Origin of the sequence: Klebsiella planticola, assembly GCF_000783935.2 — a bacterium.
Taxonomy (GTDB): domain Bacteria; phylum Pseudomonadota; class Gammaproteobacteria; order Enterobacterales; family Enterobacteriaceae; genus Klebsiella; species Klebsiella planticola.
The window spans coordinates 3,651,736-3,677,969 of sequence record NZ_CP026047.1 but is presented as its reverse complement, the minus strand read 5'-3'; the positions used below and the strand labels follow the sequence as shown (position 1 = coordinate 3,677,969).

Below are 26,234 nucleotides of genomic sequence, written 5' to 3'. Positions count from 1 at the left end.
AACAAAGAAGGTTGTCCTGATGATTGAGTACCACACCGCCGTTCGCGGCGCCTTTTTCGATATCGCCCACATCGCCGACAGCGCCGACGATATCGCTCGCCATGCGCGCTACCTTGATGATGGCGTGCTGTTTATCCAGCAGGGAAAAATTCAGGCGCTGCTACCGTGGCAGGAGGGCGAACAGTACCTGCATCCGCAAACAGGCTATCTCGATTTGCGCGGACAGCTGTTACTCCCCGGTTTTGTCGATGCGCACGTGCATTATCCGCAAACTGAGATGATTGGCGCCTTCGGCGAGCAGCTGCTGGAGTGGCTGACCACCTACACATTTCCGGTGGAGAGTCAGTTTTGTGATGAAGAGTATGCCGCAGAGATCGCGCAGTTCTTTATCAACCAGCTGCTGAGCCACGGCACCACCACCGCGCTGGTGTTTTGTACCCTGCATCCCGAATCCGTCGATGCGCTGTTCAGCGAAGCCCTGCGGCTGAATATGCGCCTGCTGGCCGGTAAAGTGATGATGGACCGCCACACCCCGGACTATCTGAGTGAAACGGCGGAGCAGAGCTACCGGCAAACCCGCGAGCTCATTCAGCGCTGGCACCATCGGGGCCGCCTCGGCTACGCCATCACGCCGCGTTTTGCCCCCACGTCGACGCCGGAGCTGCTGACCGCGGTTCAACGCCTGCGGGAAGAGTTCCCGGATACCTGGCTGCATACCCACCTGAGCGAAAATCTCAATGAGATAGCGTGGGTAAAAAGCCTGTGGCCGGAGCATGAGCACTATCTTGATGTGTATCACCACTATCGCTTAACCGGCCAACGCAGCGTATTTGCCCACGGAGTTCACCTCGCCGATGCGGAGTGGCGATGCTTGCACGAGACCGGCTCGGCGCTCGCCTTCTGCCCGACCTCAAATCTGTTTCTCGGCAGCGGTCTGTTCCGCTTGCCCACCAGTTGGCAGCAGAAGGTGCGTATCGGCATCGGCAGCGACGTCGGCGCGGGGACGACTTTCAGTATGCTACGCACTCTGGGCGAAGCCTATAAAGTGGCGCAGTTGCAAAGCTATCGTCTACGCGCCAGTGAAGCCTTTTACCATGCCACGCTGGGAGGAGCCCGGGCGCTGTCTCTCGATGAGAAGATTGGCAACTTCCAGCCGGGAAAAGAGGCCGACTTTGTCGCCATCACCCCTGGGGTGACGCCGTTGCAGCGGCTGCGCCTCTCCCGCTGTCAGGATATTTACGAACAGCTGTTTGTCCTGATGACGCTGGGCGACGAACGCAATATTCACCAGACCTGGGTCAATGGCGAGTGCGTCTGGCACACAGAGGCGGAATAAGTAAGCCCGGCTCGCTGCCGGGCGTTGGCACGCTCAGCTCCCGCGATAGGTTGACCAGCCGCCGGGGGCAATCAAGAACGGCAGATGGAAATGCTCATCCGCCTCTTCGGCAATCGCAAAATCAATCTGCGCGCACAGATACAGCGTCTCAAGACCGCCGCGGGTGAACCAGTCGCCAATATCCGCCACCAGCCGATAGCGGCCGGCGACCAGCTTGCCCGGCGCCAGCGACGCGATGCGACCATTCGCATCCGTGATGCCGCTGGCGATAGATTGCCCTCCCCGCAGCAGGTTGACCACCACCCCCTGTGCAGGCTTGCCGGTGGAAATATCCAGAATATGGGTACTCAACGTATTCATTCGCCAATGACTCCCGTTAGTCGTAATAACGTAATTTCACGTAGCTGCGCCAGCGCGCACGCAACCTCTTGCGCCGCGTTGTGGGTCAGCCGTTGCGTCAGCGCCTGCAGTATCTCCTCCCCGCTGCGACCTTTGGCACGAATCAGGAACACCCGGCCAAAGCGCGCTTCATAGCGGGCGTTGCCCTCCGTTAACGCCTGGATGAGCGACGCATCCCGATCGTTGACCGCCGCCTGTTCCTGTCGCGACAGCGCGGCATGTCCGTGCCGGGCGGCGGGTTTTTCGCCAATGCGCGGATGCGCGCTTAGCGCCAGATCCAGCTCCGGTTCGCCCCACGCCAGCGACTTCTGCTGCGCCACGGCGTGCAGCGTCGCCAGGTTCGGGTATGGCCGGGCCTGCACCAGCGCCGTCACCCAGGCGTCAATCGCCACGCACGGCTCCAGCAGATGCGCGGCCTCGTCGGCTGGCAGTTGGTTAAAGTCAGTAAGCGGGATCATTGTCCCTCCTTGCCGCCGCCGCGCGTTGTCCGCGTGATAACAACCCATGCAGGGGCGTCGCCCGTCGTTGGCCACGCGGACAGGGCCCCGCGCCATTGTCCATTGCCCAGGCCGTCAACTGACCGCTGTTGTTGTTTTGCAACATCTCCATTCCCCCGTTTCACCTCAACGTTGTCTGCACAGTGCACAAAGCAGGCCAGAGTGGCGCCGCGGGCCGCCCGTCAATAGCGAAGATCAATAACTAGTTGTTTATTAATGATAATTACTCGATATCGCTGTTACCTGCCCGCTCATCTGTCGTGCGCCGTTGATGAAACTTTCGATTCCATCATTATCATTAAGAAATTTTTAGTTCAGAAAATGGCAATTGCCACCCTCTGACGCACCAGATAAGTGCAAAACCTCGCCGTATTGTCGCCACAAGGCCGATTTTAGTGCTTTGCGCAAGCTGGTACGCAAATTGCTCACCTCCCTGATGACGCAATATAAGGAGAACAGCATGAAAGCATTAGTGATTGGTGCCGGTATCGGCGGCCTGAGCGCGGCGGTAGCCCTGAAGAATGCGGGAATTACCTGCGAGGTGTTTGAGGCGGTGAAAGAGATAAAGCCGGTCGGCGCGGCGATCTCCATCTGGCCAAACGGCGTGAAGTGCATGAACAACCTCGGCATGGGCGAGATCATCGAAACCTACGGCGGCCCGATGCACTTTTTAGCCTATAAAGAGTATCAGGGCGGAGAAACCCTGACCCGCTTTAGCCTCGCTCCGCTGGTTGAACGCACCGGTGGCCGCCCCTGCCCGGTGTCACGCAGCGAACTGCAAAGAGAGATGCTCGATTTTTGGGGACGCGAGGCGGTGCAGTTTGGTAAACGGGTGACTCGCGCGGAAGAAAACGCTGACGGTGTCACCGTCTGGTTTAGCGACGGGAGCACGGCCCACGGTGATTTTCTGATCGCCGCCGACGGTAGCCACTCGGCGCTGCGCCCCTATGTACTTGGCCATCAGCCCGAACGCCGCTATGCGGGTTACGTCAACTGGAACGGACTGGTGGATATCGATGAGAGCATTGCGCCGGCGGATCAGTGGACCACCTTTGTCGGCGAAGGCAAACGTGTCTCGCTGATGCCGGTGGCGCATGGCCGTTTCTATTTCTTCTTTGATGTTCCGCTGCCTGCCGGTCTGGCCGAAGATCGGCGCACCCTGCGCGACGATCTCAGCCGCTACTTCAGCGGCTGGGCGCCAGCGGTGCAAAAACTGATTGCCGCCCTGGATCCGCAGACAACCAACCGTGTTGAAATCCATGACATTGAACCCCTGGATACCCTGGTTCGCGGCAAGGTCGCGCTGCTCGGCGATGCCGGTCACAGCACGACCCCGGACATCGGACAGGGCGGCTGCGCGGCGATGGAGGATGCGGTGGTGCTGGGCAATATTTTCCTGGAAAATCGTGAGATTGTTTCCGCGCTGCGGCAGTACGAAGCGCTGCGCTGCGCGCGCGTACGCGACCTGATACTCAAGGCGCGCAAGCGCTGCGACATCACGCACGGGAAAGATATGGCCCTGACCCAGGCGTGGTATCAGGAGCTCAAAGAGGAGACCGGGGAGCGAATTATCAATGGCCTGTGCGAAACCATCCAGGGCGGCCCGCTGGGCTAACCTCCGCCGACGGTTTGCATCTCCTCCATCACCGCCGTCAATTTTTGAATCGCCATTTGCGCCGGGCGAGACAGCTGGCGCGATGGCGCCGTACACAGCGCCAGCGTCAGCGGCCGCAGCAGCTTATTGCGCAGCGGAACAAACGCCAGCTGGCCGCTTTTCACCTCATCCAGAACATCCAGCAGGCTCAGAACGGTCACGCCGCTGCCTTTCAGCACCAGCGATTTAATCAGCCGGATATCGTTACAGCTGATGCTGTTGGCCGGGCTAAAATCATAATGGCGATAGAGCAAGCCGACGCGTTCGTGCACAATCAACGGAGCGCCAGGGACAATATGGCGCTGCTGGCTGAGCTCCCCCAGGGAGAGCGCGGCCGCATCCGCCAGGGGGTTATCCGGGCGCATGACAACGCCCATTTCCAGTTCCACAAACGCCAGTACGCTCAGCCCCACCTGGCCTTCCGGATCAAGAATCAGGCCGAAATCGAGATCGGCCTGACGAACTTTTTCGCTGACCGTATGGCTGTCGGCCACCTGCAAAACCAGTTCCAGCCAGTCCCAGGTGCCGATAATATCGGCCAGCGCCGCGGCAAAGCTTCCCTCCGCCAGCGCCTGCACCATCCCCACGCTGACCGTTCCACGCTTCAGCCCCTGCAGCTCATCAAACTTTTGCCGGGTCAGGCGAAACTCTTTTTGCCAGCGCAACAGATTGTCATACAGCAGCTCGCCGGCGGTCGTCATTCGCAGCCCTTCCGGCAGACGTTCAAACAGCGGCGTACCAAATGCCTCTTCGGCCTGCAGGATCTGGCGATTGATCGCCGAAGCCGAAATATGCAGCTTTTCAGCGGCCCGACGCAGGCTGCCGCTGCGGGCGACTTCAGCAAAATAGAGCGCAAAACGCGAAAACGGACTCATGTCTACCCTGTCCTCTTTTTTGCAACGGGTTAGTGAATTAATGCTGATGGATGTCAACACCCTAATATGACAACAATAAACTCACAACAATTAAACAAATGTATTCTGTGAGCAGGAAGGAAAATCATGAACAGAGCCGCGCCAACGCCCCCCGCCCATTGCACTTTCGATCCTGAAGACTGGCTACGCCTGGCCCGCTGCTGGCATCCGGTCGCCCGTGCCGAAGATATTGGCGCCGCGCCGGTGAAAGCGGTGCTGCTGGATGAACAGCTGGTTATCTATCGCATTAAGGGCCAGGTCGTGGTCGCGCGCGACGTCTGCCCGCACCGCGGCGTGCCGCTGACGCTGGGCTTCCATGATGAAGAGGGGATCGTTTGTCCCTATCACGGCCTGCGCTTCGGGGAAGATGGCCTCTGCAACCGCATTCCCTCAAGCCCCGATCGGCCGGTACCGGCGAAACTTAATCTCACCTGCTACGCGGTCGAGGAGCGCTACGGGCTCATCTGGACCTGCCTGGCTTTCGATGCGGAAAACCCGATGCCGTTGCCCACCCTTCCCCACTGGGACGATGAGGGCTTCCAGCAGATCAACTGCCCGGCCTTTGAAGTCAACGGCTTTGCCGGTCGCCAGGTCGAGGGATTTCTCGATGTTGCCCACTTCGCCTGGATCCATACCGAGACCTTCGCGGATCCCGATAATCAAGTGGTTCCCGACTATACCCCGCAGGAAACCCCCTTTGGCTTCACAGCCGATTACTGGAGTTCGGTCGGCAATTACCCGGCCAGTTCTGAATTTCGGGCCCCGGACGGCTTCCAGTGGCTGCGTCATTTTGAGTTGCACCTGCCCTTTACGGCAACCCTGACCATCCATTTCCCTGGCGAGGCCCGACTGGTGATCATGAATGCCGCCTCACCGGTATCATCGCGGGTGACCCGAATGTTTGCCCCCATTGCGCGCAATTTTGACCTGCATGTGCCGGTGGAAGAGGTACATGCGTTCAACCTGCGCGTGTTCGAAGAGGACCGTCTGATGGTGGAGACTCAACGTCCGGAACGGCTGCCGCTGGACTTAACGCTTGAGGCGCACATTCCCGCCGATCGCAGTTCAATCGCCTATCGTCGTAGCCTGAAGAAAATGGGTTTTGGTGAGTTTTTCCTGGTGTAAAGGGAGAAGAGTGATGAGTGATGTACTGAAGGTCGTTGTCGATGGCCTGTGGCGCGAGGGGGACAAAAGCCTCGCCATCAAATTGTTAGCACCGGACGGTAGACCGCTTCCCGGCTGGCTGCCGGGGGCACATATTGACGTTCACCTGCCCTGCGGGATAATTCGCCAGTATTCGCTTACCGGCCGCCACGCCGAAGCGGGCGCCGACGCTTACCTGATCTGCGTGAGTCGGGAGGGCGCCTCCCGCGGCGGGTCACGCTATATTCATGAGACGCTGCGCCCGGGCCAGACGCTGCTTATCTCTCCGCCGCGCAATCTGTTTGCGCTGCAGCCTGCGCGACAGGTTACGCTGCTGGCCGCCGGCATTGGCATCACGCCGCTGTATACCATGGCCCTGCATCTCGACGCGGCGGGCACGCCGTTTGAGCTGCACTACTACGTTAAGCGTCGGGAAAATGCGGCCTTTGTCGGCGAAATGGCAAAAATCATCAGCCATGGCACCTGCGTGGTCCATTGTTCAGATGAAGGGCAAAGTCCGCGCTCGTCGTTGGCTGATACGCTGGGCGATGCGCGCGCCGACCACCATCTGTATCTCTGCGGCCCGTCGGGTTTTATGGATACCGCCCGGCGAATTGCGGCGGAGAAAAACTGGCCCGAGGCGCAGGTTCACAGCGAAGCCTTCCAGCCGCTGAAGGCCGCCGCGACGAGCGATGATCAGGATACGTTTACCGTCACCCTGGCGTCGTCGGGCGAGACGTGGCCGGTTCCGGGCGATAAGACCATTGCCCAGGTGCTTCAGGAACATGGCGTCGCCGTGCCGCTCTCCTGCGAAATGGGGATGTGCGGCGCCTGCCTGACGCCGCTGATGGCCGGTGAGGCCGATCATCGTGATACGGTACAGTCAGAGGCCGAGAAATCTGCCGCCGCGCAGCAGATAGCCCTGTGCTGCTCGCGCAGCCGCTCGGCAAACTTAGTCATTGATTTGTAATTTTTGCCCTCTCCGGGGTCTGATGATAGCGCACCACAGGATCTCAGACGCCGGGCCTGCCCCTCTCCCGCCGGTAAAATAAAATTCATTTAAATCAGCGACATATAAAATCATGCCATTCATTCATAATTAAGATAAAAATTATTCATTTCCTTTCTGAATCAATCACCGCCATATTTGTATGACAAATAACTCCACAGCGAAACGGGCCGCGCTGATATCATGGTAACGACACTGCAAGAGAAACAGGTTCAGGCGCAAAGTCTACAGGAGCGGGGATTATTGCGGCGTGCCTTAGCGCTGTGGAACGAAATCGCGCGACACGGCGACAGCGAACTGACGCCGATAGCCCGCCACAAACAACAGGAGATCGCCGCGCTGCTGACGCAGCAAAAAGTAGAGAAAGAGGCAGCGAAATATCACTGCCGATCCCATATCGACGCCGATCGGGAATGGATTATGACGCATCTGCGTAACGGCATGAAGCCGAGGGAGATTGAAGGGTTAACGCGGCGTTCCAGCGCGTTTATCTACCGCTGCAAAAAGCTGCTGGCCGGAGAATAACCCCGGGCTCCAACGATAGCTGACCAGCTTTCTGGGTATTGCAGCCTGTGCCGCCGTTTCCAGACAGGTGTTCAGGAACCCCCGAAACACCAATCATAATATGGAGTTGTATCCGAGTCTTCGCCAGCCAGCTCCTGGCTGGCTTTTTTTCACCGCCTGAATGCGACCATGGCGGCTTACTTTCCGGGACGTTTTTCATTCAGCAGCCGGGCGTATCTGGCCCTGTTTTCTTCATACAGCGCGTTAAACGTCTGCCGATTTTGGGGATCCATTCCCGCCAGCATCGCCTCCTGTTTTTCCTGACGCTGGATACGCTCCTGCACCGATTTCAATGCGGCTTCCATAGCAATCAGCTCTCCGGAGAGGGCGCTTTCCAGCATTGAGCGATACAAATACTCGCGTGCCAGCGTTCCGAGCGCATTATTGGCCTGGTTGATGGCGTCGTGGGTTTTATTAAGGGATTCGGCAACGGCGGCCAGGATTTTGTTCTCGTTCATTTTTTCGTCTCCCCGACCGACAGCAATGCCAGCGTCTCCGTCAGGCTACGGTGAAACATTTCGCGCTGGGTAATGGTCATCGCATCCACCGCTTTTTTCACCGCCTGGAGGCGGGCGTAATAGTCGCCCATCACCGCTTCGCGAATCGCCTGCTTACGCGCCTGCGGTATATCGTCAAAGGTCTCTGCCGCAGAAGCGGTCGGCACAGGGATATCGCCATTGGGTAGTTGACTTGCCATCATCGCTCCTGATTACTTAGAAAAGAGACATATTGCGGAGATCGCCATCGCTGGTGTTGTGAATGGTGAAGCGTTCGATCAGTGCGATGAACGCATCTCGCGGGGGAATTGCCGCTGTTAACAATTGCCGCTGGCGTAGCGCACACCACAGCGCCACGGAGTAGGCCTGGCAGTTGACCGATTTCATGGGATTAAACTCGATGTCGGTAAAGGCCGAATAGTTCAGCACCTGTTCTTTACAAGGCGAGTGGTACAGCGCATTGAGATACAGCCAGTCATAGAAGGCGGTTTTCGGCTCCAGCGGCCAGATAACCGGTTCACGCGCCTCAGTGGGCTGAAAGGAAAAGTGGGCTAAGCGACCCGACGTTTTGAGCAGTTCTGCGCGCCTGGCCTCTTTTGGCGCCTTGCGCATCAGCTCGCGAAAGGGCCCGCGTAACGTTCCGCTATCGGTAAACACTTTCGAAGACTGGAACAGCGATTCTACGCTGATAAATTGTCCGCCGAGGCTACCGACGCCCATGTTAAAGGCGCTGAGCTGAACGCCCAGTGCATCCGGAGATTTACTGGATACTTCAAGAATCTTTGCTCCCGGCGACATCTGCGCGTAACCGTCATGCAGCGCGGCAATCGACTTTTGTTTCTGACTGACCGCCAGACCCGGTGACCAGCTGAAATCCACGTTAACGATGTCCACCAGCGCCTCCCCTTCTCGGGTCGGGATAAAGACGGGACGAACGGCCATAAACTCACCTGAAAGAAAAATGTGAAGGATCAACCACGATGTTCACCGCATAGTCGCGTAACCACGGCGGGATCTTATCCGCGGAATAAAAAACAACGTCACTAATAAACCAGGCGGGAATCTCGCCAGAATATAAAATTTCGGCCTGGATATCATACGGACGATCGCCGGAATCTTCATGATTATCACCGCAAAACATCGCCTGGAAAGCCTGATGTTTTTGCCGCTGCTCCACGCTGATAGCTCTGACGGACGAAGACGCCGCGTTGCGGTGGCAAAAAATGGCCCGCTTGAGCAAAGCCCGATGATCGAATGATGGTTGGGTGGGTCCGCTAATCAACTCTTTTTTTATTTTGAGGATTACCCAGTCGCGATCGCGCAGCCCGTTGGAATATTTGTAGAGCATTTTTTTATTCACCTCACCTAACGAGAGGGAAATAGCATCTCGCACCCCTTCCAGCCGCAGTTCGTCATTATAGTGAAAACTGTGCCCGCCCTCTTCGAGTCTTTGGCGGCTAATAATCCCAGATTTAAATATGCTTCTCAGATTTGACAAATGACTAAAGTGATACAGCGACGAAATATTTCGCCGCCGGGTGGAGGAAAAATCAATGACTCGTGCCCAGTTAAATTGCTGAATCGCATAGAAGGGTTTATTCGCAATTAAGCGCATGAAATCATCGTGGACATCGGACATATAAGCCGGTGCCAGGTGAGTTAACCCCGTAATTGCATAGCGCGTTAACATATATTCTTTAAAGCCGTCGATATACATAATAAGATTCAGCGCTTCCGCCATCGTAATACCGGGCGCAGTATTATTTACATCGACCATTAACGGGCGCGGCGCTTTGTCATCCGTCGGTATGTCACCCAAAAGCATTCGCGGCTTCGTCAGCGGCTTGAGCGGATCAACCTGCCGGGTACAGGCTTTCCGTTTTTCAACGTCAACCAACGGTTCGGCTACCCGACTACCTGTTTTAGTAGGGGGCGTTTCTTTTTTCTTTATTAAATTGCCGATAACAACCAGAACGAAAAAAATGCCAATCACAGTCCACATATGAACTCCAGCACAATCATTATTCTATTATTTTGCATTACCGCGCACGCCGTTACGCTTCACCGATAGCAAAGAGGAAGTGCGTGTTATCTTATTCGTATTTTTAGTTATTCAGAGGGCCCACGGCACGTGCAAAGGATGAAGGACGACTCACATTAATCGATTCATTCAGTTAACTCAAGGGTTAACGGTTGCCTGTACGCCGGCATGACGGGCGCGGAAATGCGGCGTGGATAGCGGACAGAGATCCGGACGCAGCATTTTTAGCCGCCAAACCGTGCGTGTCGATATTATTCATCCACGTCACGGTCGCCGGTAGAATAAATGACGCCAGAAATAGCCTGGCGCGATCTTTATTTATTAAGGAATAAATACCCGCCCTTTCCCGCTGACCTCAATATGTACCCGGCGGCCCGGTACCCAGTCCGCCCGGCTAACGGTTTTCAGGGTCAGCGTCTGCTGGGCGATCGCCAGCGTTAAGGTCGACAGATGGCCGGAAAAATCAACGTCGAGGATGGTGACGGCACTCTCCTCATTCTGGCAAGGCGTAATCATCAGCTGTTCCGGACGCAGCATCACCCGCCCCTGCCCCGTCGCGTCGTCATTATCGGTAAGCAGCGCGCCAATCGCGCACTGCGCCCGCCCGCCATGAAGCTCGGCAGGCAGCACCAGCGCATCGCCCAGAAACAGCGCCGTGGCTTCATCGGCGGGCCGCGAATAGACCTCAAACGGGGTGCCCACCTGGGTAAAGCGCCCCTGACGCATGACCGCGACCTGGCTGGCAAACGACAGCGCTTCATTCTGGTCATGGGTCACCAGAATCGAGGCGACGCCGGCCTGGGCAAGCAGGTCTGCCGTCGCCTTTCGCGTGGTGGCACGAAGCCCGGTATCGAGGGCGGAAAAAGGTTCATCCAGCAGCATCAGCGATGGCCGCTGCGCCAGTGCCCGGGCGAGGGCCACGCGCTGCTGCTGGCCGCCGGAAATTTCATGCGGCCAGTGCGTGGCCAGCTGCCCATCCAGCGACACCATCTCCATCAATGCCGCGACCCGACGGCGCTTCTCCTGCCGGGAGCAATCTAAGCCCCAGGCAATATTGTCGGCGACGTTAAGGTGCGGGAACAAAGCTCCCTCCTGCGGAACGAAACCGATGCCGCGCTGATGGGCGGGAATAAAAACCCCCTCATCAAACAGCGTCCGGCCCTGCATCACGATGCGCCCGGCATCCGGCGTTTCAAAGCCGGCGAGAATACGCAGCAGCGTTGTTTTCCCGGAGCCGGACGGCCCGACGATGGCCGTCCGGCTGCCGGGGGCCACCGACAGAAAAAGGTTATCCAGCACCTGCACATCGGCAAAAGATTTTGAGATAGCGGTTAATTCCAGCATTTACAGACCTGCAATTTTTTTCGACTGGTGATAGAGCACACCGGTCAACGGTAGAGAAATCGCGATCATCAGCATCGCGTAAGGCGCTGCAGCGACATAATCTATCTCGCTGGTTAATGCCCAAAAGCCGGTGGCCAGCGTACGGGTTCCCAGCGGTGAAAGCAGCAGCGTCGCGGTCAGTTCGTTGCTGACGCCGAGAAAGACCAGAGCGGCCCCGGCCGTCGCCCCCGGCGCGGCGAGACGCAGTGTGATGCTCCACAGCGCCCGCCCCGGGCTTCTTCCCAGACTCCGCGCGACGTTTTCCAGCTCCACCGGCGCCTGGGCGATTCCCGCGCGAAGATTGATCAGCGCACGAGGCATAAACATCAGCAGGTAGGCCAGAAACAGCGTCACTTCGGTCTGATAGATGGGCCGGGCGTAGTGAATGGTCACCGTAACCAGCGCCAGCGCGGTCACGATACCCGGCAGCGAACTGGTCATGTAATTGCACCCTTCAAGCAGACGAAACAGACGATGCGGATAGCGAATCCCCAGCCAGGCGATGGGGATGCCGCAGGCGGTCGTCAGCAGCGCCCCGCTGGCCCCCAGCATGAGCGTCTGGCGAAGAGAGAGCCACAGGTCGGCGTTCATCCAGTTTTCAAGGCCTCCCAACCACAGCCAGCGGCACAGCACCATCAGCGGTACCCCTAGCGCCAGCAGCACCAGCGCACACAGCAACGACTGCGCCGCGAGGGTCGCCATCACGTTCATCTGTTTGCGTTTCTGCTCCCGAGCGGCCCCGGCGCCAATACGGGCATAGCGCGCTTTGCCCCGGGTGACGCTCTCCAGCAGCAGGAACGCCAGGCAGCATAGCGCCAGCACGCCGGCCAGCATATTTGCCGCCGGGCCGCTGAACGTGGACTGGAACTGGTCATAGATCGCGGTCGTAAAGGTGTCGAAACGGATCATCGCATACAGGCCGTATTCCGCCAGCAGGTGCAGCGCCACCAGCAGTGCGCCGCCGCAAATGGCCAGCTTCAGCTGCGGCAACACCACGCGGAAAAAAACCAGCCACGGCGGCGTACCCAGCGAGGCAGCAACGTCTTCCAGCGTCGGATCCAGGCGGCGAAGCACCGCCGCTACTGGCATATAGATAAAGGGATAGTAGGCAAGCACCGAGAGGAACACGCCGGAGGAGAGGCCGTGCATCGATGGCACCGCGCTGACCCAGGCATAGCTCTGAACAAACGCCGGTATCGCCAGCGGGGCAACCGCCAGCGCCGACCAGACCTGCCGCCCCGCCAGGGTCGTGCGTTCAGTCAACCACGCGACCGTCACACCGAGCGCAATGCACGCCGGTACGGTCAGGGCGCTGAGCCACAGCGTATTGCTGAGCAGCTCCCCGACGCGCGGACGGAACACCAGCGCCTTAATGGTCTCCCAGCCGGTATCAATACCCACGGCAACGACAAAACCCGGCGGGAGGAGGGCTAATAATGAAAACAGTACCGCTAATGCAACCATCGGAAATGCAGGACGCCTGCGCTCGGGCAGGCGTCGTACTTTTTTTCCGAGTGTAATACTCAGACCAGACATAAGGTATTCACTTCACCGGAGGGATCACAGCAGGCCAGCTTGCGTCATCAGTTCGATAACTTTTTTGCTGTTCAGCGAAGAAGGCTCGACCTTTGGTGCATCCAGCGCTTTCAGCGGCGTCAGTTTCGGGTTAGAGGCGGCATCAACGCCCACGGCATATTCAAATGCATTATTGGTTCTCAGCTGCTCCTGGCCCTGCTTGCCGGTGATCCATTTGATGAAGGCCTGGGCCTGCTCTTTGTGTTTGCTGGAGGCCAGCACGCCACCGCCGGAGATACTCACGAAAGCACCCGGATCCTGATGTTTGAAGTAGTACAGTTTGGTGTTTTTGCTGTTCTCACCCGTTTTGGCCTGATCGACAAAGCGGTAGTAGTGGTAAATCACCCCGCCATCAATTTGCCCGGCATTGACAGCCTTCATCACGGTGCTGTTGCCTTTATAGGCCACGAAGTTGGTTTTCATCGCTTTGAGCCAGTCCAGCGTGGCTTTCTCGCCCTTCAGCGCCAGCATCGCGCTGACAATGGCCTGGAAATCAGCACCCGATGGCGAAGCGGCCCAGCGCCCTTTCCATTCCGGTTTCGCCAGATCCATCAGAGAATGCGGCAGCTGAGATTCACTGATTTTTTCCGGGTTATAGACAAAAACGGTGCTACGCGCGGCAATGCCGATCCAGCGGCCATGCTCAGGGCGGAATTCCGGCGCGACCTGGCTTAAGGTGTCGGCATTCAGCGGCGCGAATAATTTTGCATTGTCGACCAGCACCATAGACGGGGAGTTTTCCGTCAGGAAAACGTCAGCCGGTGAAGCCGTGCCTTCCTGCACCAGCTGATTTCCCAGCTCGCTATCGCCGCCGTTACGCAGAGTCACTTTAATACCGGTTTCTTTGGTAAAGCCATCCACCCACGACTTGACCAGATTTTCATGCTGCGCGTTATAGACAACAATGCCTTCACCGCTTTCGGCCGCCAGGACCTGAGGGGCAAGAAACACCGAAGCAGCGACGAGCGCGGCGGAGCAATAAGACGACAGGCGAAAATTCATGTGCTAATCCTTAGTATTGATGGACAAATGGCCGCCGATAGCCTGGCCGGAAAGGATTAAAACACAGAGAAATAGGAATGATAATGAAAACAATTCCCATAAAATAAAAATAGTTAAAAATACTGCCCTGCATAGCTTTCTTATCTGAAAATGCTTTATTTAAAACAATGAAAAATGAAAGATTAAAACAACCTTAAGAAAGGTTCGTTTTTTCGCAGAGAATATGAAAAATATGATCTCAGTTGCATTTCTGCCGCGAACAAAAATCCTACACCATCCGTTTAGCCGACGCCAGCGAGCGCGAATGTGCGCCACGAAAGCGGCAGGTCTTTCCACTGACGGCATGCTCCCCCGGACAGACAACGAGCGCGGCGCGTGAAATGGCCAGCATTTTGTTTTGCCACCGGGCTGGCATTTACGGTGGCGTAATTCAGCATCCCATAATGGATCTTTGTCACGAGGGTTAATATGAATATTTATCAGGCGCAACCCAAGGATGGGGATAAAATCCTGCCCCTGTTTCTGGCATATCGCGAATTTTATGATGTCGCGACATAGCGCGAACAGGCGCGTGATTTTATTCTGCAGCGCTTACAGCTTAATGAATCGACTATTTTCTTTGCTCAAATGGCTGACAAAGTCGTGGGATTGACGCAGCTGTATCCGCTGTTTTGCTCATTAGAAATGAAGCGTATCTGGTTACTGTATGACTTTTTTGTTGATCCTTCTTCCCGTAAACAAGGAGTTGCTGAAGCGCTTATCGCCCGCGCCGGGCAATTAGCCAAAGAGTCCGACCCGGCGTTTATTATGCTCAGTACCGCAACGGATAATACGCAAGCGCTGTATGAGAAAAATGGCTTCGTACGCGACACGGATTTCTACGTCTATAATAAGATGTTAAATAAATAACCGCTCTCGCGACCCCGATAATATATCGGGGTCGCGCGCCCTGCACGCTGCTGGCGAGCAAGGTAGAGCAGATGCCCTGAAAGCTGAGCATCGAATGATGCGTAGAGAACCCACCGCCAAATATCGCGTGGCTCCCGTGCGGCAACGGCTGAAATAATGCAGTTGCCAACTTGTGCTTCCGCTGGCGTTGACGGTTCCCCGGCCACACCGGGAGAGGCGCGACGCGCTAATCGGGTCGATCTTTGTTTTGCTGCTTCATACCGGGCGCAAAAAGAATTTCGTGGGTGTTTTACCCTTTCCGCTGGCGAGTCGTTCATGAGGCTGGGGTTTTTGATTATCGACAATCACCATTTTGTCGCTATCTTGACGTTCCAGCACCAGATAAATATGATCATAACCATGATGAGCCGTCGGGCCGCAGGTAGAACCGACATCTCCCGCTTGCTGTTGACCAACAGGAATTTTTTCCCATTTTCTTTCATCGTGAAGATAGTTGCCCAACGCTAATGCTTGCGTAATATCGGGAACGGCAATCCCACCTTCCTGCAATAGATTAGCCAGATTTAGCGCACAGCCATCATGTGGCCAGCTCTCATGGGTTAGCTTAAATAGCTCACGCGCGGCGACCTCCTGTACTTTTTCATAACGAGCTGGCGTTCTGGCAATATTCATCACCTCGATCATTTTCTCTTTGTCGCTGAGCGGCCCGATACCTGCCGCGAATAGCGTCTGGGAAGCTATTCGCGGCGAGAGAAATGTCTGAAATTCCTCTACGGCATCGCGTCGCACATGGGAGATAACCTTACCCGGGTCTTTTATCGTACCGCACCAGGCGGTGCTGATACGCAATAGTCGGGCACAATATTCCACGGCCAGGCTGTGGTCGGTTTTCATTTTAGTAATGAACGTTTCAGCCGTGTCTATCCCATGCCGTTTGGCAAAATCCAGCAGTGCCGATTGCCTGGTGCCAATACTGTCAAATGAGACCTGGAAGGCTCCGGTCTCTTCGCTTTCAATGTGAGTCCGGGAATGATGATTTCTCAAATCGACGCCAGCTTCCCAGCGCCAGTCCGATTCAAACCCCGCCTGCACGCGAAGCACTTCACACATCACTGCTTTTCGGTGTTGAAGACTGGTGTAAGGCCCAAGCACCCCTTTCATGACGGCATAGATATCATGAAGCTCATTTTCGGCAAAAACATCATCGGGTAAAGCATCCAGAGTCTCGACCAGTTGTTGCAGAAACTCACTGGGCGGGCGACCATGTTGCGCGCTGACAGGATAGCGGGTCGTGATGAATATACGTTTGTTCATAGTCTCCATCATATTCTCCTTCATGGGTTTATTACTGCAGAGACGCTGTTTTGCCTCTATTTATTTGAGGATAAGCTCTGAAACAGAGAAGAGAACTTATTTACCAGGTATGGTGCAAATAATGTCATCCCGGCAGACAGGAATTTAATAATCTCACCAACGGATTCAGGACTTGATATTTCACCAGTCATACCATAATCAAGTAATATTAAGGACCCAAAACCAACAAACATAAACAAAATAACCAGCATCCCTATCAGCGCAATCAACCGACTCGAACTGGCTTTCATGACTGTTTCCAGAACAGGTTTACCTGCTGCGTCGTAAAGCGGTGTTTTTGTCACGCTATCAATGCCATTTTTTGTTTCCTTAACTTCCGTGACGGCAGATAACGCCACATCTTCAGAAAGCGCATCGGCCAAAGACCATTCTTCAGGAAGAGCGTTGCGGATCACTAAAATAGAAATCAGCGTCCCAAAGATGACAATAAAAAGTATTATAGATGAGAAAATAAGTCTGTAATTCTCGCCACACAGATGCTGCCCCTGCACTGAGGGTTCCCCGGCCAGCACGGCAGCAGAAAAAAAGAGTAAGAATATTGCATGTGCTGACCAGTATGTTTTGAGAGAAAACATAAATACACTCCTCATCAATATCACTTTCATTTATTATTGACATGCGAAGACAAAGTCATTCATATAGATACATCCTTTGCAACAGGATGTTATCTCGCTTATTTTTGCCATGCCGCTGTTCCGTGCTTCGCGACCTATTCAGAACCACACGCCGAGAGCAGTAATGTCAGAATGATGAACGAAAGAAGTTTCAGGATATTTTTCATGCAATTCCAGACAAAAAAATATACCCTGGCATTCTAAAAACAGCAGGACTGTCGGACTAAGCTAAAACATCATTACCGCATCCCGTAAACAGACACCGATATGCCGCTGGCATTAATGAAGATAAGTAAAATCTGCCCGGCCGTATAAGCATGAGTATAATGGCGATAATGCAATTCTCACTCATTCATATGAAGGAGTAAGTGAAATAAATCAGCCGTGAATGGCCCGGATAATAAGCAGCAATTCGGACTGATTTCGGGTATGCGTTTTCCGGTACAGCGCACTGAGATGAGTTCTGATGGTAGTGATGGATACGCCCAGATGTAGGGCGCATTCAGCAGGGGTCATCCCCCTGACCAGCAGTTCAGCCACCGCATTTTCGGCGGGTTTGACATTAAACACCGCCATCAATGCGCTACCGCTGAAGAAAGGCTCGGGAATGATAATGCAGGCTACCCCGGGAATACGGGAAGCCGGAAGAACCAGAATCGGTTTTGCCGGGCGTCTGGCGGTGTAGCATAATCCTGCCCGGGGTGGCTCCGCGGTTCGCGTGGCCTGTTCGATGGCATGTTTCAGTTTTTTGTTGTCGGTATCCAGACTGAGTGTATCAGCGCCGGCAGACCAGGCTAACCGGACGTTCGCACGTTGGTAACTTTCGGCATGGGCACTGGCGTAAAGAATTTTCCCACTACGATCCACAAGCCAGACCGGGTAAATACCGTTGTCCATAATGGCAGTTTGATACTTAATCGTGTCACGAAGTTGCTCAAATCTGGCGTGAAGCTGGCTGGCGGTCATTAAGGCCGGGATGAGGCGCTGAAACAGGTCAAATTGTGCAGACTGCGGATAGACGGCATCGTTGGCTGTCATCAGCGATAAATAGGTGGAATAACCATTGACGGTACACAGCTTGACACTGGTCAGATAATTCAGGTCATTCGGGTGATGAAATTCATTGTAATAAATGCTGTTCGCAATAAATTTATCGCCTAAAAACTCCCTGTCCCGGTACATCTGTCCGACAGGCAATCCCGTCAGTATTTTCTCGGCAGGGTCAATGGCCAGAAAGACATCCCGGTAGGCCGTAACTACCTTTTCTTCAAGTAGGAATGAATCCGTCATCAGATGCGCATTACCTTTATCATAAAAAAGTAATGCCGCGTACTGATGACCGGTGAGGAACGACAGCTTCTGCAGCGCGAGTTTCCACAGCTGGGGATCCAGCGTGGCCATCAGGATAGTTTCCAGGATCTCAAGATAAATTCGTTCCGGATCGGTGGCCATAACAACACCTGTTACTCAGTGTTTAACCTGCCTGGACGGCACATGATGCCTGCATAGTCATCATAGACCCGGAAGATAAATCGTGGCAAACCCGGCGCAACAAGTTGGCAGGGAAATTCGTAACATGATAGAGAGGGCCAGGCAAAGGTCATTCCTGATGTCGAAGACAGCCGGGAAGAGAAACAACTCTTTAGTGGCCGCAAACCGCACTACATATAGCAACGGATGACAGGAAGGTGAAAAATTTTGCTGCCTTCAACGTCCTGCCACTGAAAAAAGCGGGGAATAAACCCGCCATCGCAGGACGTGGAGTGAAAGCCCAATGGGTTTTACGCAGCCAGCTATGGCGCAAGACATCTGGGCGGTCACATTATCCGGCAACGGCAAATAGTCTGCGCCAGACAAATGTTCTCTCTGCTCAGCCAGCGATAGCCCAGCGATACCCCAGCGATAGCCCAGCGATGGGTGAGTCACTCCCCGCCGCAAGCGGCATGAGCGCTTTGGCTGAAATGGGTATGGAGTCGGTGCGGTTTTCTGCCCTTGATTCCGTCTGACCCGTAGCCGATCGCCGGTCAGCAAGCGCGGGAAGAAAAAAAACCCGCAGAGATAGCGCGGGTTGATTCAAATTCAAATCCATTGCGTGCAAGTAACATCACAATAACCGGACGTTATTTTATGACTTGCATCACAAAAATATCACCCCCTGTTCGGGGGGGGCGCCTGACGTCTCACCTCCCCCTCTTTGGCCGTGGCGCTCGCGATGCGAAGCACTACCGTTTACGCCTGTTGTCGTGCCGAATGGGGCGGAACCTCAGGACGGATCCGGAACCAGATAGCATACATCGCCGGCAAGAAGACCAGCGTCATGATGGTGCCCCCTAACGTTCCGCCAATCAGCGTATAAGCGAGGGTTCCCCAGAACACCGAATGGGTCAGGGGAATAAACGCTAGCACAGCGGCCATTGCCGTCAGTAGCACGGGCCTCGCCCGCTGTACCGTAGCTTCTATCACCGCATGGTACGGATCGAGGCCTTCCCTCTCGTTATGATGAATTTGACCGATAAGAATCAGCGTATTACGCATAAGAATGCCCGAAAGCGCGATCAACCCGACCAGGGCATTGATGCCAAACGGCTGATTGAAAAGCAGCAGCGCAGGGACCACGCCGACCAGCCCCAGCGGAGCGGTAAGAAACACCATCACCATGGCCGACATGGAGCGTACCTGCAGAATGATGACCAGCAGCGTCAGGGCGATCATAATGGGGAATAAAGGCGCCATCGCCCGAGTGGCTTTGCCCGATTCCTCAATCGAGCCCGCCATATCGATACGGTATCCAGGGGGGAGCGAATCAACAATCGGCTGTAGCTGTTTCATGATGGCGGCAGAAACGTCCGGCGGCTGAAGGTTGTCGGCAATGTCACCGCGCACGGTAATGGTCGGCGTTCGATCGCGACGACGCAGTAGCGGGTCTTCCATTCTGACCTCAACCTTTCCGATTTGTGCGAGAGGAATGCGCTGCCCCGCATTGCCCACCAGGGTAAACCCCTCAATTTTCGCCGGGTCCAGGCGTATATCACCGGCGGCGCGCCCCGTGACCTGCACCGAGCGAATATCTTCCCGTACCGAGGTAATGGGAATTCCCGATAACAGGAACTGGAGCTGTTGGGCCACGGCATTCGACGTTAAACCGGTTGCCTGCAGACGGTCCTGATCGAGGGTGAAATGTAAGGCGGGTACCTTCGGCCCCCAGTCGGTATTAACGGTCCTCATCATCGGGCTGGCCTGCAGCACGCTCTCAACCTTATCTGCGATGTCGCGCAATTTATCGCTATCTGGCCCCATTACCCGCCATGCCACGGGGAAAGGTGAATACGGGCCAAACACCAGTTGCGTTACGCGAACGCGCGCTTCAGGCGCCAGTCCGCTGGCGACGGCTTCCCGCAGCCGGAGTTTGAGCGCATCGCGTGATTGCTGGCTGTCCGTCAACACCACTATCCTGGCAAACGACGGGTCGGGTAGCTCGGGGGCCATCGCCAGATAAAAACGCGGTGAGCCCTGGCCAATGTAGGCGGTCACCATTTTCGCTTCCGGCTGTTTTTGCAACCACGCCTCTATTTTGGCCGCCGCTGCGCTGGTCAGCCCAATAGAGGTGCCATAGGGCATCTGCACTTCGACCAGAACTTCCGGCCGGTCAGAGGTGGGGAAAAATTGTTTTTTCACCAGCCCCATTCCGAGAACGGCCAGAACGAAAATCGCGACGACGGACCCGGCCACACCCCATTTGCTTGCGATAACGCGGGCCAGCATACGGCGGAAGCGGTTATAGCGCGGCGTGTTATAGATAGCGGCATGGCCGCCTGCCACTTTTGCAATATCCGGCAGCATCTTCACGCCCAGATACGGCGTGAAAACAACCGCAACCAACCACGAGGCGATCAGGGCAAGACCGACAATCCAGAACATATTGCTGGTGTATTCTCCAGCGGTAGACTGCGCAAAACCATTAGGCATAAAACCAATGGCGGTCACCAGAGTTCCTGCCAGCATTGGCGCGGCGGTATGGCTCCAGGCGTAGGCCGAAGCTTTAATTCTGTCGTAACCCTCCTCCATTTTCACCACCATCATTTCGATGGCGATAATGGCATCATCGACCAGCAGGCCGAGAGCAAGAATAAGCGAGCCCAGGGTGACGCGGTCAAAGTTGATACCGGAGGCTTCCATCACCACAAAAACAATCGCCAGCGTCAGGGGGACCGCCGCCGCGACCACCACGCCCACGCGCCACCCCATGCTGACAAAACAGACCATCATCACGACCAGCAGGGCGGCGAAGAATTTGAGCATGAACTCGTCGACCGACGCACTGATATTCACCGACTGATCGGTGACTTTCGTCAGGGTCATCCCCAGCGGCATAGCCGCATTGATTTTTGCCGCTTCGGCATCCAGCGCTTTACCTAACGCCAGGCCATTCCAGCCTTCGCGCATGACAATACCGAGCAGCAGCGCCGGTTCAGACTGGTTACGAATCTGCAGAGTGGGAGGGTCTTCATAACCGCGTTCAACCGTTGCCACGTCGGACAGCTTGAGCGTTTTGCCCTGAGCGATAAATGGCGTATCGCGGATCTTCTGCAATTCATCGAAAGCGCCATCGAGGCGGATAAAGATCTGCGCGCCGCGAGTCTCAATTGAACCCGCCGGGGTTAAGACGTTCTGGCTGTTAAGCGCATTGAAAATATCCTGCGGAGAGAGCCCTATCGTAGCCAAACGCGCATGCGAGAAGGAGATATAAATGCGTTCCGCCTGCTCGCCGATAATATTGACTTTCTTCACGCCAGGGACGTGCAGGAGCTGCTGGCGTAATGTTTCGGCATCACGAACCAACAGGCGCTGCGGCTCCCCTTTCGCTTTCAGCGCAAAAAGCGCGAAAGTGACGTCGGAGAATTCATCATTGATCATCGGCCCTATCACGCCGGCGGGGAGATTTTTGGCTTCATCCCCCAGCTTTTTTCGCGCCTGATAGAACTCTTCCTGCACCTGGGATGGCGGCGTACTGTCCTGTAATGAGAGCGTGATAAAGGCCATGCCGGGGCGGGTATAGGTTTCCGTACGGTCATACCATTTGAGCTCCTGCAGACGTTTTTCCAGCGGCTCGGCAACCTGATCCTGGATTTCCTGCGCGGTCGCCCCGGGCCAGACGCTGATAATGGTCATCTGCTTGACCGTAAAGGGCGGATCTTCCGCTCGTCCAAGGCCAAAAAACGAATAAATACCGGCAATCGTAATCAGAATAATCAAAAACAGGGTGATCGAGCGCTCGCGCACCGCCAGCGCGGACAGATTGAAGCGTTTTGCGCTCATGGTTTGCTCCCCGCATGGGCAGCATCGCGTTGTTCAGCAAGTCGCACAGCCTCGCCTTCGTGCAGAAGATGCGCCCCTAGCGCCACAATCTTCTCGCCCGGCCGCACATCGCCAGTCACCTGCACAGCTTCCGCACCTACGCTTAGCACCGTTACGGGCTGCCAGACGACCTTGGTTGGCGGTGTAGAAATCCGCCAGATACCGGGCCCTTTACCCGAATCGTACAGAGAAGCCAGCGGAACCTGCATCACCGGGCGTTCCCCGCTATTTTTTTGAATTTGCAGCGTCACGGTCGACCCCAGCGGAGCGTTCGCCAGCGGGCCTTCCAGCACGTACCGCGCCTCGAATGTGCGGGTCGCAGTATCAGCCGAATCCGAAAGCAGCCGCAGTCTGGCGATAACAGGCTCGGTTTCGTTGCCATAGCGCGTAGCCTGAGCTTCGCTGCCGATGGCGGGACGCAACGTCTCCGGGAGCTGCACCAGCGCCTCACGCTGCCCCGCTCTCGCCAGCCGAATCACCGCCTGTCCGGCGCTGACGACCTGACCGGGTTCGCCGAGCGTCTCCATCACCACGCCGTCGGAATCGGCCAGCAGCACGGCATAGCCCGTCGCGTTTTGCGCCACGTTTGCCTGAGCCTGGGCGGCGCTGAGCTCCGCTTTAGCAGAATCGGCCGCCGCTTTAATCTGGTCATACTCTGACGCGGAGACGGCGCCAGAGGCAACGAGGCCACGATAGCGCGCCTCATCACTGATTGCTTTTCTTGCGCGTGCCCTGGCGGCATCAACGGCCTGTTGCTGCGCCAGCGCCTGCAGCTTCAGGTCGACAGGGTCCAGTCGCATCAGCGGCTGACCCCGTTTAACGGTCTGGCCTGTATCCACAAAGCGTTCGAGGATCTTACCCTGCACCCTGAAACCAAGATCGCTTTGCGTTCTTGCTACCACCACGCCAGTAAAGGTCCGGGAAGTATTGTTCGCGAGTTCAACGGACGCGGCTCTGACAAGCGGCGGCCGCGTGCGCGGATCGTCATTAGCGGAATTGTCGCCGCAGGCCCCCAGGATGAACGGCAGGAGGCAAACGGCAAAACGGGCTGAATTAAGCCTGAGCATGGGAAACCCTTAATAAAATAACAGGACAGTTTCCGCATTCTCAGACTAGTGACCAATAAAGTCAATGGTCACTAGTCAGGGGGCGAGGCTTCTTAAAATCAGTGAGGAAAGCAGCACCGCTGCTTTGGGAGCCGCTTCGAGATTAAACTGCAGCTGAACGGGGTTAACGAAAGGACACATCACCAGATATACCGCGTGCGTGGCTTCGTCCAGCGGCGTTTTCCTTTCAAACTCCCCGTTCTTCCTGCCTTCAACCAGAATACCCTCAATCAGCTTGATCAGATGTTCTGCATACTTTTCCGTAGAAGGCCACTTATCCCGCGCGGCGACGGCGGCAATATCGTAAAGCTTGCGATCGTGGAAAAACAGTTCGCTCCCCGCTTCGGTGAGCGCCCCGAAAAGACGACGGAGTTTCTCGCTGGCTGACGGCGCATCGGCAATTGCGGCATCGACCGCCTCCATGATCAACGACAGGCGGTTAGCGCAGATCACCTCGCCGATAGCCTGTTTGGAATCAAAAAACTTATAGATATAGGACTTTGAAAAACCGATAGATTTAGCAAGCTCTGCCACGGTGGTTTTTTCGTAGCCGTAATGGCCGAAATGCTCAAAAGCCGCTTCGACAATTTGCTCTCGGACGCTGTGATCAAGTGGACCACGTGATGGTGGGACGTTCATATTCTTAGTCATTTTTTCAGCTTAGCGTGATAGCCATTGATTGACAACTCATGACCAAATTAGAATTTAGTCACAATTCCGGCTAGTTTCAAGGTCGCGCAATGTTATCCTCACCGGCGACGGCACCAGGGCAGTGCATCTGTTTACTGCGGGAGGTGCCGGCGGATCGGTTCGGATGCTCCAGTACCGAAATTGTACCAGACAAATACCTTTGCCAATAAAAGCCCTATATGAAAGCTTATCTCAATGGCAGAAGTGAATGCCACCACGGGAATGGCCTCTGCTTTTAATCAATGTGTACAAGCAGTACGGCGCTGCGTTGCAATCTATCCATAACAGATAGTTCCCAGGGAGGGTCATTGCGACCAGGCAAGATATTCACTATCGCTGAGCAGACGGTCTGCTTTTATCGCCTGCTGTCAGGCTTGCTCAACAGGTGATGCGGTGAAACGGCGAATAGACAACGCCGGAACTCAGTTCGCGGCCCCGGCGCAGCAGGGTAAAGAGAATGGCGTCATACGCGCCTCACAATGTAGGCGATGTGACTGATAGGGTAAACGACCCCAAAGCAAAAAGGGGTTACCTTTCGGTAACCCCTTTTTTTATTTGGCGGAAGCGTAGAGATTCGAACTCTAGAACCCTTTCGGGTCGCCGGTTTTCAAGACCGGTGCCTTCAACCGCTCGGCCACGCTTCCAGAATGACGCGCACTATAAACATCTCTTAGCGCCATGTAAAGCAGGAATTTATCGAACGCGAAGGTTTCTCTCTCAATGGCGCAAAAAACGAGCAATACGCTAACATCGTTATTTACAGCGGTGCTCATAGAGAAGGTTCGGCGATATGAAAAGGGTCAACACCTTAGCTATTCTGGCGTTTATTTTATTGATCCCGCCTGAAGCATCGGCTCAATATCCTTCATTTGCGGCATTCACCCCACCGTCGAAAGAATATGTGGTGCAAAGCGATCTGATTGAAGTCACTAACTTACCCAAAGTACCTGCACAGGGAGGTCGGGGGATCTGCTACGCCGCCTCTGCGGCAGTGGTGCTTACTGCGGAAAGCTGCCTCAAATTACATGAGGATTGTACTCGCTATACGCCAGACAAAATCTTTTCACCTTACGGGCTGGTAAAACCTTTTGGCGAAGAGGATTCAAGAAGTCATGAGCCTCTTGCAGATGAAGGCGGGAGTGCAATAAATGCTTTAAATTATGCAGCCTATGACGCGTTCGGTAACCCATCACTTGAGTGCTCGTCAAAAGATAAAACGATGCCTGATTTCGCCACTAGCGATGATGGTGGCATTCGGGAATATACGATGTGGAATCAGGTTTATAACATTTACAAAAACCTCACAAATACCGCTCAAAAAACAGACTTTAATTGTCAGGCGTGCATTGAGGATTTTTTTAATACTCACCAAACAGAATTCTCAACATTAAAGAAAATATTCCCCAATATAAAAGAGCAGTCGGTCAGTTTTCTCAGGCTCATGCGGGAACCCACTTATCGCGACTTCGTCGTTAAACTTACCGTGCCGATAAAATGCCACCGGGTCGCGAATAAAGTGTGGCTTGAGAACGCCGGAAAGGTGGATGTCGCGGTTTATCCGCCAGCGGGAGGTGACACGACAACACCTGGCAGTTCGGGAAAAGAGACCGGACAGAATAAAAAACCAGGACACGGTAACTATAAAGAAGCCATCGCGGTCATTAAAACGGTACTCAACAGCGGCAGGCCGCTGGTGTTAGAAGGTATTTGCCTTGATAAAAATACAAAAGGCAAAAAATGTCTGGTGCTGCATACCGTTGTCATTAGCGGTAGCAAAACGCTCTGTGACAAAAAAAATCAGTGTCTGGATGTTCTGAAGGTTATCAACAGCTGGGGAGACTCCTGGCAAAAAGAAGTCAATGATGGCTGGGTGCAAGCAAAGCCTCTGCTGGATAGCACACATTACGCCGAATATATGATGGGCTGGCTCAGCGACAAAGCCCAGGCCGGACAGGAAGACTCCAGATAATACACAAAAAAAATCCCGCGATACTTCTATCGCGGGATTTTTCTGTATCTGGCGGAAGCGTAGAGATTCGAACTCTAGAACCCTTTCGGGTCGCCGGTTTTCAAGACCGGTGCCTTCAACCACTCGGCCACACTTCCGTAATGAGGCGCACTATAAACAGCTACTTGCGCCGTGTAAAGTCAGGAGCCGTTCACTTGCTTCAA

At 55.1% G+C, this 26,234-nt stretch carries 23 protein-coding genes, 2 tRNA genes and 2 pseudogenes; 8 read left to right on the top strand and 19 right to left on the bottom strand.

Annotated elements, in window-relative coordinates:
* Positions 1-19: 19 nt before the first annotated feature.
* Positions 20-1,336 carry a guanine deaminase gene (gene guaD, locus MC50_RS17650; protein WP_032688457.1) on the top strand — a complete coding sequence of 439 codons (1,317 nt, stop codon included), beginning with the start codon at positions 20-22 and terminating at the stop codon, positions 1,334-1,336.
* 33 nt (positions 1,337-1,369) lie between these two features.
* On the opposite strand, the gene uraH is transcribed toward guaD, so the two are convergent.
* The gene (uraH, locus tag MC50_RS17645; RefSeq protein WP_046852836.1) at positions 1,370-1,696 is read right to left on the bottom strand and encodes a hydroxyisourate hydrolase; all 327 of its coding nucleotides are present in this window, start codon (positions 1,694-1,696) and stop codon (positions 1,370-1,372) included.
* Entirely contained in the window at positions 1,693-2,193 is a 501-nt protein-coding gene (gene uraD / locus MC50_RS17640) for a 2-oxo-4-hydroxy-4-carboxy-5-ureidoimidazoline decarboxylase (protein ID WP_046852837.1), read from the bottom strand. Before uraD ends, uraH begins: the two co-directional genes overlap by 4 nt.
* A 499-nt stretch (positions 2,194-2,692) precedes the next feature.
* On the opposite strand from uraD, the gene hpxO reads away from it, so the two are divergent.
* Complete coding sequence (hpxO, locus tag MC50_RS17635; protein WP_032700349.1) at positions 2,693-3,847, top strand: FAD-dependent urate hydroxylase HpxO; 1,155 nt, start codon at positions 2,693-2,695, stop codon at positions 3,845-3,847.
* On the opposite strand, the gene hpxR is transcribed toward hpxO, so the two are convergent.
* Complete coding sequence (hpxR, locus tag MC50_RS17630; RefSeq protein ID WP_032688461.1) at positions 3,844-4,761, bottom strand: LysR family hpxDE operon transcriptional regulator HpxR; 918 nt, start codon at positions 4,759-4,761, stop codon at positions 3,844-3,846. The two genes, hpxO and hpxR, sit on opposite strands and share 4 nt — an antisense overlap.
* Before the next feature lie 126 nt (positions 4,762-4,887).
* Here hpxR and hpxD point away from each other — a divergent pair, with 126 nt between their 5' ends.
* The 3 genes from hpxD to MC50_RS17615 all read left to right on the top strand — a co-directional run bounded on the left by hpxD (position 4,888) and on the right by MC50_RS17615 (position 7,477).
* On the top strand, positions 4,888-5,925 hold the full coding sequence (gene hpxD, locus MC50_RS17625; RefSeq protein ID WP_047664576.1) for a molybdenum cofactor-independent xanthine hydroxylase subunit HpxD: 1,038 nt from the start codon (positions 4,888-4,890) through the stop codon (positions 5,923-5,925).
* 13 nt (positions 5,926-5,938) lie between these two features.
* Entirely contained in the window at positions 5,939-6,913 is a 975-nt protein-coding gene (locus MC50_RS17620) for a PDR/VanB family oxidoreductase (RefSeq protein ID WP_047664573.1), read from the top strand.
* Positions 6,914-7,135: 222 nt separating this feature from the next.
* Positions 7,136-7,477 carry a hypothetical protein gene (locus tag MC50_RS17615; RefSeq protein ID WP_032688465.1) on the top strand — a complete coding sequence of 114 codons (342 nt, stop codon included), beginning with the start codon at positions 7,136-7,138 and terminating at the stop codon, positions 7,475-7,477.
* A gap of 176 nt (positions 7,478-7,653) precedes the next feature.
* Here MC50_RS17615 and MC50_RS17610 read toward each other — a convergent pair whose 3' ends face one another.
* From MC50_RS17610 to MC50_RS17580, 7 genes are all read right to left on the bottom strand, one after another.
* The gene (locus tag MC50_RS17610; protein WP_032688466.1) at positions 7,654-7,974 is read right to left on the bottom strand and encodes a hypothetical protein; all 321 of its coding nucleotides are present in this window, start codon (positions 7,972-7,974) and stop codon (positions 7,654-7,656) included.
* The gene (locus MC50_RS17605; RefSeq protein ID WP_032688467.1) at positions 7,971-8,213 is read right to left on the bottom strand and encodes a hypothetical protein; all 243 of its coding nucleotides are present in this window, start codon (positions 8,211-8,213) and stop codon (positions 7,971-7,973) included. Before MC50_RS17605 ends, MC50_RS17610 begins: the two co-directional genes overlap by 4 nt.
* Before the next feature lie 16 nt (positions 8,214-8,229).
* Positions 8,230-8,955, bottom strand: a complete 726-nt coding sequence (locus tag MC50_RS17600) for a DarT1-associated NADAR antitoxin family protein (protein ID WP_032688468.1) — start codon at positions 8,953-8,955, stop codon at positions 8,230-8,232.
* A gap of 4 nt (positions 8,956-8,959) precedes the next feature.
* Positions 8,960-10,015, bottom strand: coding sequence for a DarT ssDNA thymidine ADP-ribosyltransferase family protein (locus tag MC50_RS17595; protein ID WP_032695691.1), 1,056 nt, complete (start codon positions 10,013-10,015; stop codon positions 8,960-8,962).
* A 360-nt stretch (positions 10,016-10,375) separates the two neighbouring features.
* On the bottom strand, positions 10,376-11,398 hold the full coding sequence (locus tag MC50_RS17590) for an ABC transporter ATP-binding protein (RefSeq protein WP_032695690.1): 1,023 nt from the start codon (positions 11,396-11,398) through the stop codon (positions 10,376-10,378).
* The gene (locus MC50_RS17585; protein WP_032688470.1) at positions 11,399-12,973 is read right to left on the bottom strand and encodes an ABC transporter permease; all 1,575 of its coding nucleotides are present in this window, start codon (positions 12,971-12,973) and stop codon (positions 11,399-11,401) included.
* A 24-nt stretch (positions 12,974-12,997) separates the two neighbouring features.
* Positions 12,998-14,014, bottom strand: a complete 1,017-nt coding sequence (locus MC50_RS17580) for an iron ABC transporter substrate-binding protein (protein WP_032688471.1) — start codon at positions 14,012-14,014, stop codon at positions 12,998-13,000.
* Between the two features lie 468 nt (positions 14,015-14,482).
* On the opposite strand from MC50_RS17580, the pseudogene MC50_RS17575 reads away from it, so the two are divergent.
* Positions 14,483-14,923, top strand: a pseudogene (locus tag MC50_RS17575) (GNAT family N-acetyltransferase).
* Between the two features lie 255 nt (positions 14,924-15,178).
* On the opposite strand, the gene MC50_RS17570 reads toward MC50_RS17575, so the two are convergent.
* From MC50_RS17570 to MC50_RS28865, 4 genes and pseudogenes are all read right to left on the bottom strand, one after another.
* A complete protein-coding gene (locus tag MC50_RS17570) occupies positions 15,179-16,249 on the bottom strand; it encodes a hypothetical protein (protein WP_223306617.1) in 1,071 nt (356 codons plus the stop codon).
* A gap of 44 nt (positions 16,250-16,293) precedes the next feature.
* The gene (locus tag MC50_RS17565) at positions 16,294-16,872 is read right to left on the bottom strand and encodes a hypothetical protein (RefSeq protein ID WP_047664567.1); all 579 of its coding nucleotides are present in this window, start codon (positions 16,870-16,872) and stop codon (positions 16,294-16,296) included.
* Between the two features lie 417 nt (positions 16,873-17,289).
* Positions 17,290-17,427: a helix-turn-helix domain-containing protein gene (locus MC50_RS28875; RefSeq protein WP_370297583.1), complete on the bottom strand. Its 138-nt coding sequence runs from the start codon at positions 17,425-17,427 to the stop codon at positions 17,290-17,292.
* Between the two features lie 822 nt (positions 17,428-18,249).
* Positions 18,250-18,363: pseudogene (locus MC50_RS28865) on the bottom strand (helix-turn-helix transcriptional regulator); the annotation flags it as partial.
* 236 nt (positions 18,364-18,599) lie between these two features.
* On the opposite strand from MC50_RS28865, the gene MC50_RS28530 reads away from it, so the two are divergent.
* Positions 18,600-18,917 carry a hypothetical protein gene (locus MC50_RS28530; RefSeq protein WP_127913565.1) on the top strand — a complete coding sequence of 106 codons (318 nt, stop codon included), beginning with the start codon at positions 18,600-18,602 and terminating at the stop codon, positions 18,915-18,917.
* 223 nt (positions 18,918-19,140) lie between these two features.
* Here MC50_RS28530 and MC50_RS17555 read toward each other — a convergent pair whose 3' ends face one another.
* The 4 genes from MC50_RS17555 to MC50_RS17540 all read right to left on the bottom strand — a co-directional run bounded on the left by MC50_RS17555 (position 19,141) and on the right by MC50_RS17540 (position 24,706).
* Complete coding sequence (locus MC50_RS17555) at positions 19,141-22,227, bottom strand: efflux RND transporter permease subunit (protein ID WP_032700357.1); 3,087 nt, start codon at positions 22,225-22,227, stop codon at positions 19,141-19,143.
* Positions 22,224-23,333 carry an efflux RND transporter periplasmic adaptor subunit gene (locus tag MC50_RS17550; protein ID WP_032695684.1) on the bottom strand — a complete coding sequence of 370 codons (1,110 nt, stop codon included), beginning with the start codon at positions 23,331-23,333 and terminating at the stop codon, positions 22,224-22,226. Before MC50_RS17550 ends, MC50_RS17555 begins: the two co-directional genes overlap by 4 nt.
* Before the next feature lie 75 nt (positions 23,334-23,408).
* Complete coding sequence (locus tag MC50_RS17545; protein ID WP_032695682.1) at positions 23,409-24,023, bottom strand: TetR/AcrR family transcriptional regulator; 615 nt, start codon at positions 24,021-24,023, stop codon at positions 23,409-23,411.
* Between the two features lie 595 nt (positions 24,024-24,618).
* Positions 24,619-24,706, bottom strand: a tRNA-Ser gene (locus tag MC50_RS17540).
* Positions 24,707-24,852: 146 nt separating this feature from the next.
* Here MC50_RS17540 and MC50_RS28860 point away from each other — a divergent pair.
* Positions 24,853-26,031 carry a hypothetical protein gene (locus MC50_RS28860; protein ID WP_223306616.1) on the top strand — a complete coding sequence of 393 codons (1,179 nt, stop codon included), beginning with the start codon at positions 24,853-24,855 and terminating at the stop codon, positions 26,029-26,031.
* A gap of 49 nt (positions 26,032-26,080) precedes the next feature.
* On the opposite strand, the gene MC50_RS17530 is transcribed toward MC50_RS28860, so the two are convergent.
* Positions 26,081-26,168, bottom strand: a tRNA-Ser gene (locus MC50_RS17530).
* Positions 26,169-26,234: the final 66 nt, after the last annotated feature.

What these genes read in the sequence shown, in the direction of transcription:
- MC50_RS17610 (WP_032688466.1), bottom strand. Translation starts at nt 7,974, where the DNA reads ATGAACGAGAACAAAATCCTGGCCGCCGTTGCCGAATCCCTTAATAAA.
- MC50_RS28875 (WP_370297583.1), bottom strand. Translation starts at nt 17,427, where the DNA reads ATGACCCCTGCTGAATGCGCCCTACATCTGGGCGTATCCATCACTACC.
- hpxO (WP_032700349.1), top strand. Translation starts at nt 2,693, where the DNA reads ATGAAAGCATTAGTGATTGGTGCCGGTATCGGCGGCCTGAGCGCGGCG.
- MC50_RS17615 (WP_032688465.1), top strand. Translation starts at nt 7,136, where the DNA reads ATGGTAACGACACTGCAAGAGAAACAGGTTCAGGCGCAAAGTCTACAG.
- uraD (WP_046852837.1), bottom strand. Translation starts at nt 2,193, where the DNA reads ATGATCCCGCTTACTGACTTTAACCAACTGCCAGCCGACGAGGCCGCG.
- MC50_RS17590 (WP_032695690.1), bottom strand. Translation starts at nt 11,398, where the DNA reads ATGCTGGAATTAACCGCTATCTCAAAATCTTTTGCCGATGTGCAGGTG.
- uraH (WP_046852836.1), bottom strand. Translation starts at nt 1,696, where the DNA reads ATGAATACGTTGAGTACCCATATTCTGGATATTTCCACCGGCAAGCCT.
- MC50_RS17565 (WP_047664567.1), bottom strand. Translation starts at nt 16,872, where the DNA reads ATGTTTTCTCTCAAAACATACTGGTCAGCACATGCAATATTCTTACTC.
- MC50_RS17570 (WP_223306617.1), bottom strand. Translation starts at nt 16,249, where the DNA reads ATGATGGAGACTATGAACAAACGTATATTCATCACGACCCGCTATCCT.
- hpxD (WP_047664576.1), top strand. Translation starts at nt 4,888, where the DNA reads ATGAACAGAGCCGCGCCAACGCCCCCCGCCCATTGCACTTTCGATCCT.
- MC50_RS28860 (WP_223306616.1), top strand. Translation starts at nt 24,853, where the DNA reads ATGAAAAGGGTCAACACCTTAGCTATTCTGGCGTTTATTTTATTGATC.
- MC50_RS17620 (WP_047664573.1), top strand. Translation starts at nt 5,939, where the DNA reads ATGAGTGATGTACTGAAGGTCGTTGTCGATGGCCTGTGGCGCGAGGGG.
- MC50_RS17585 (WP_032688470.1), bottom strand. Translation starts at nt 12,973, where the DNA reads ATGTCTGGTCTGAGTATTACACTCGGAAAAAAAGTACGACGCCTGCCC.
- MC50_RS17555 (WP_032700357.1), bottom strand. Translation starts at nt 22,227, where the DNA reads ATGAGCGCAAAACGCTTCAATCTGTCCGCGCTGGCGGTGCGCGAGCGC.
- MC50_RS17550 (WP_032695684.1), bottom strand. Translation starts at nt 23,333, where the DNA reads ATGCTCAGGCTTAATTCAGCCCGTTTTGCCGTTTGCCTCCTGCCGTTC.
- MC50_RS17545 (WP_032695682.1), bottom strand. Translation starts at nt 24,023, where the DNA reads ATGACTAAGAATATGAACGTCCCACCATCACGTGGTCCACTTGATCAC.
- MC50_RS17605 (WP_032688467.1), bottom strand. Translation starts at nt 8,213, where the DNA reads ATGGCAAGTCAACTACCCAATGGCGATATCCCTGTGCCGACCGCTTCT.
- MC50_RS17595 (WP_032695691.1), bottom strand. Translation starts at nt 10,015, where the DNA reads ATGTGGACTGTGATTGGCATTTTTTTCGTTCTGGTTGTTATCGGCAAT.
- hpxR (WP_032688461.1), bottom strand. Translation starts at nt 4,761, where the DNA reads ATGAGTCCGTTTTCGCGTTTTGCGCTCTATTTTGCTGAAGTCGCCCGC.
- MC50_RS17580 (WP_032688471.1), bottom strand. Translation starts at nt 14,014, where the DNA reads ATGAATTTTCGCCTGTCGTCTTATTGCTCCGCCGCGCTCGTCGCTGCT.
- guaD (WP_032688457.1), top strand. Translation starts at nt 20, where the DNA reads ATGATTGAGTACCACACCGCCGTTCGCGGCGCCTTTTTCGATATCGCC.
- MC50_RS17600 (WP_032688468.1), bottom strand. Translation starts at nt 8,955, where the DNA reads ATGGCCGTTCGTCCCGTCTTTATCCCGACCCGAGAAGGGGAGGCGCTG.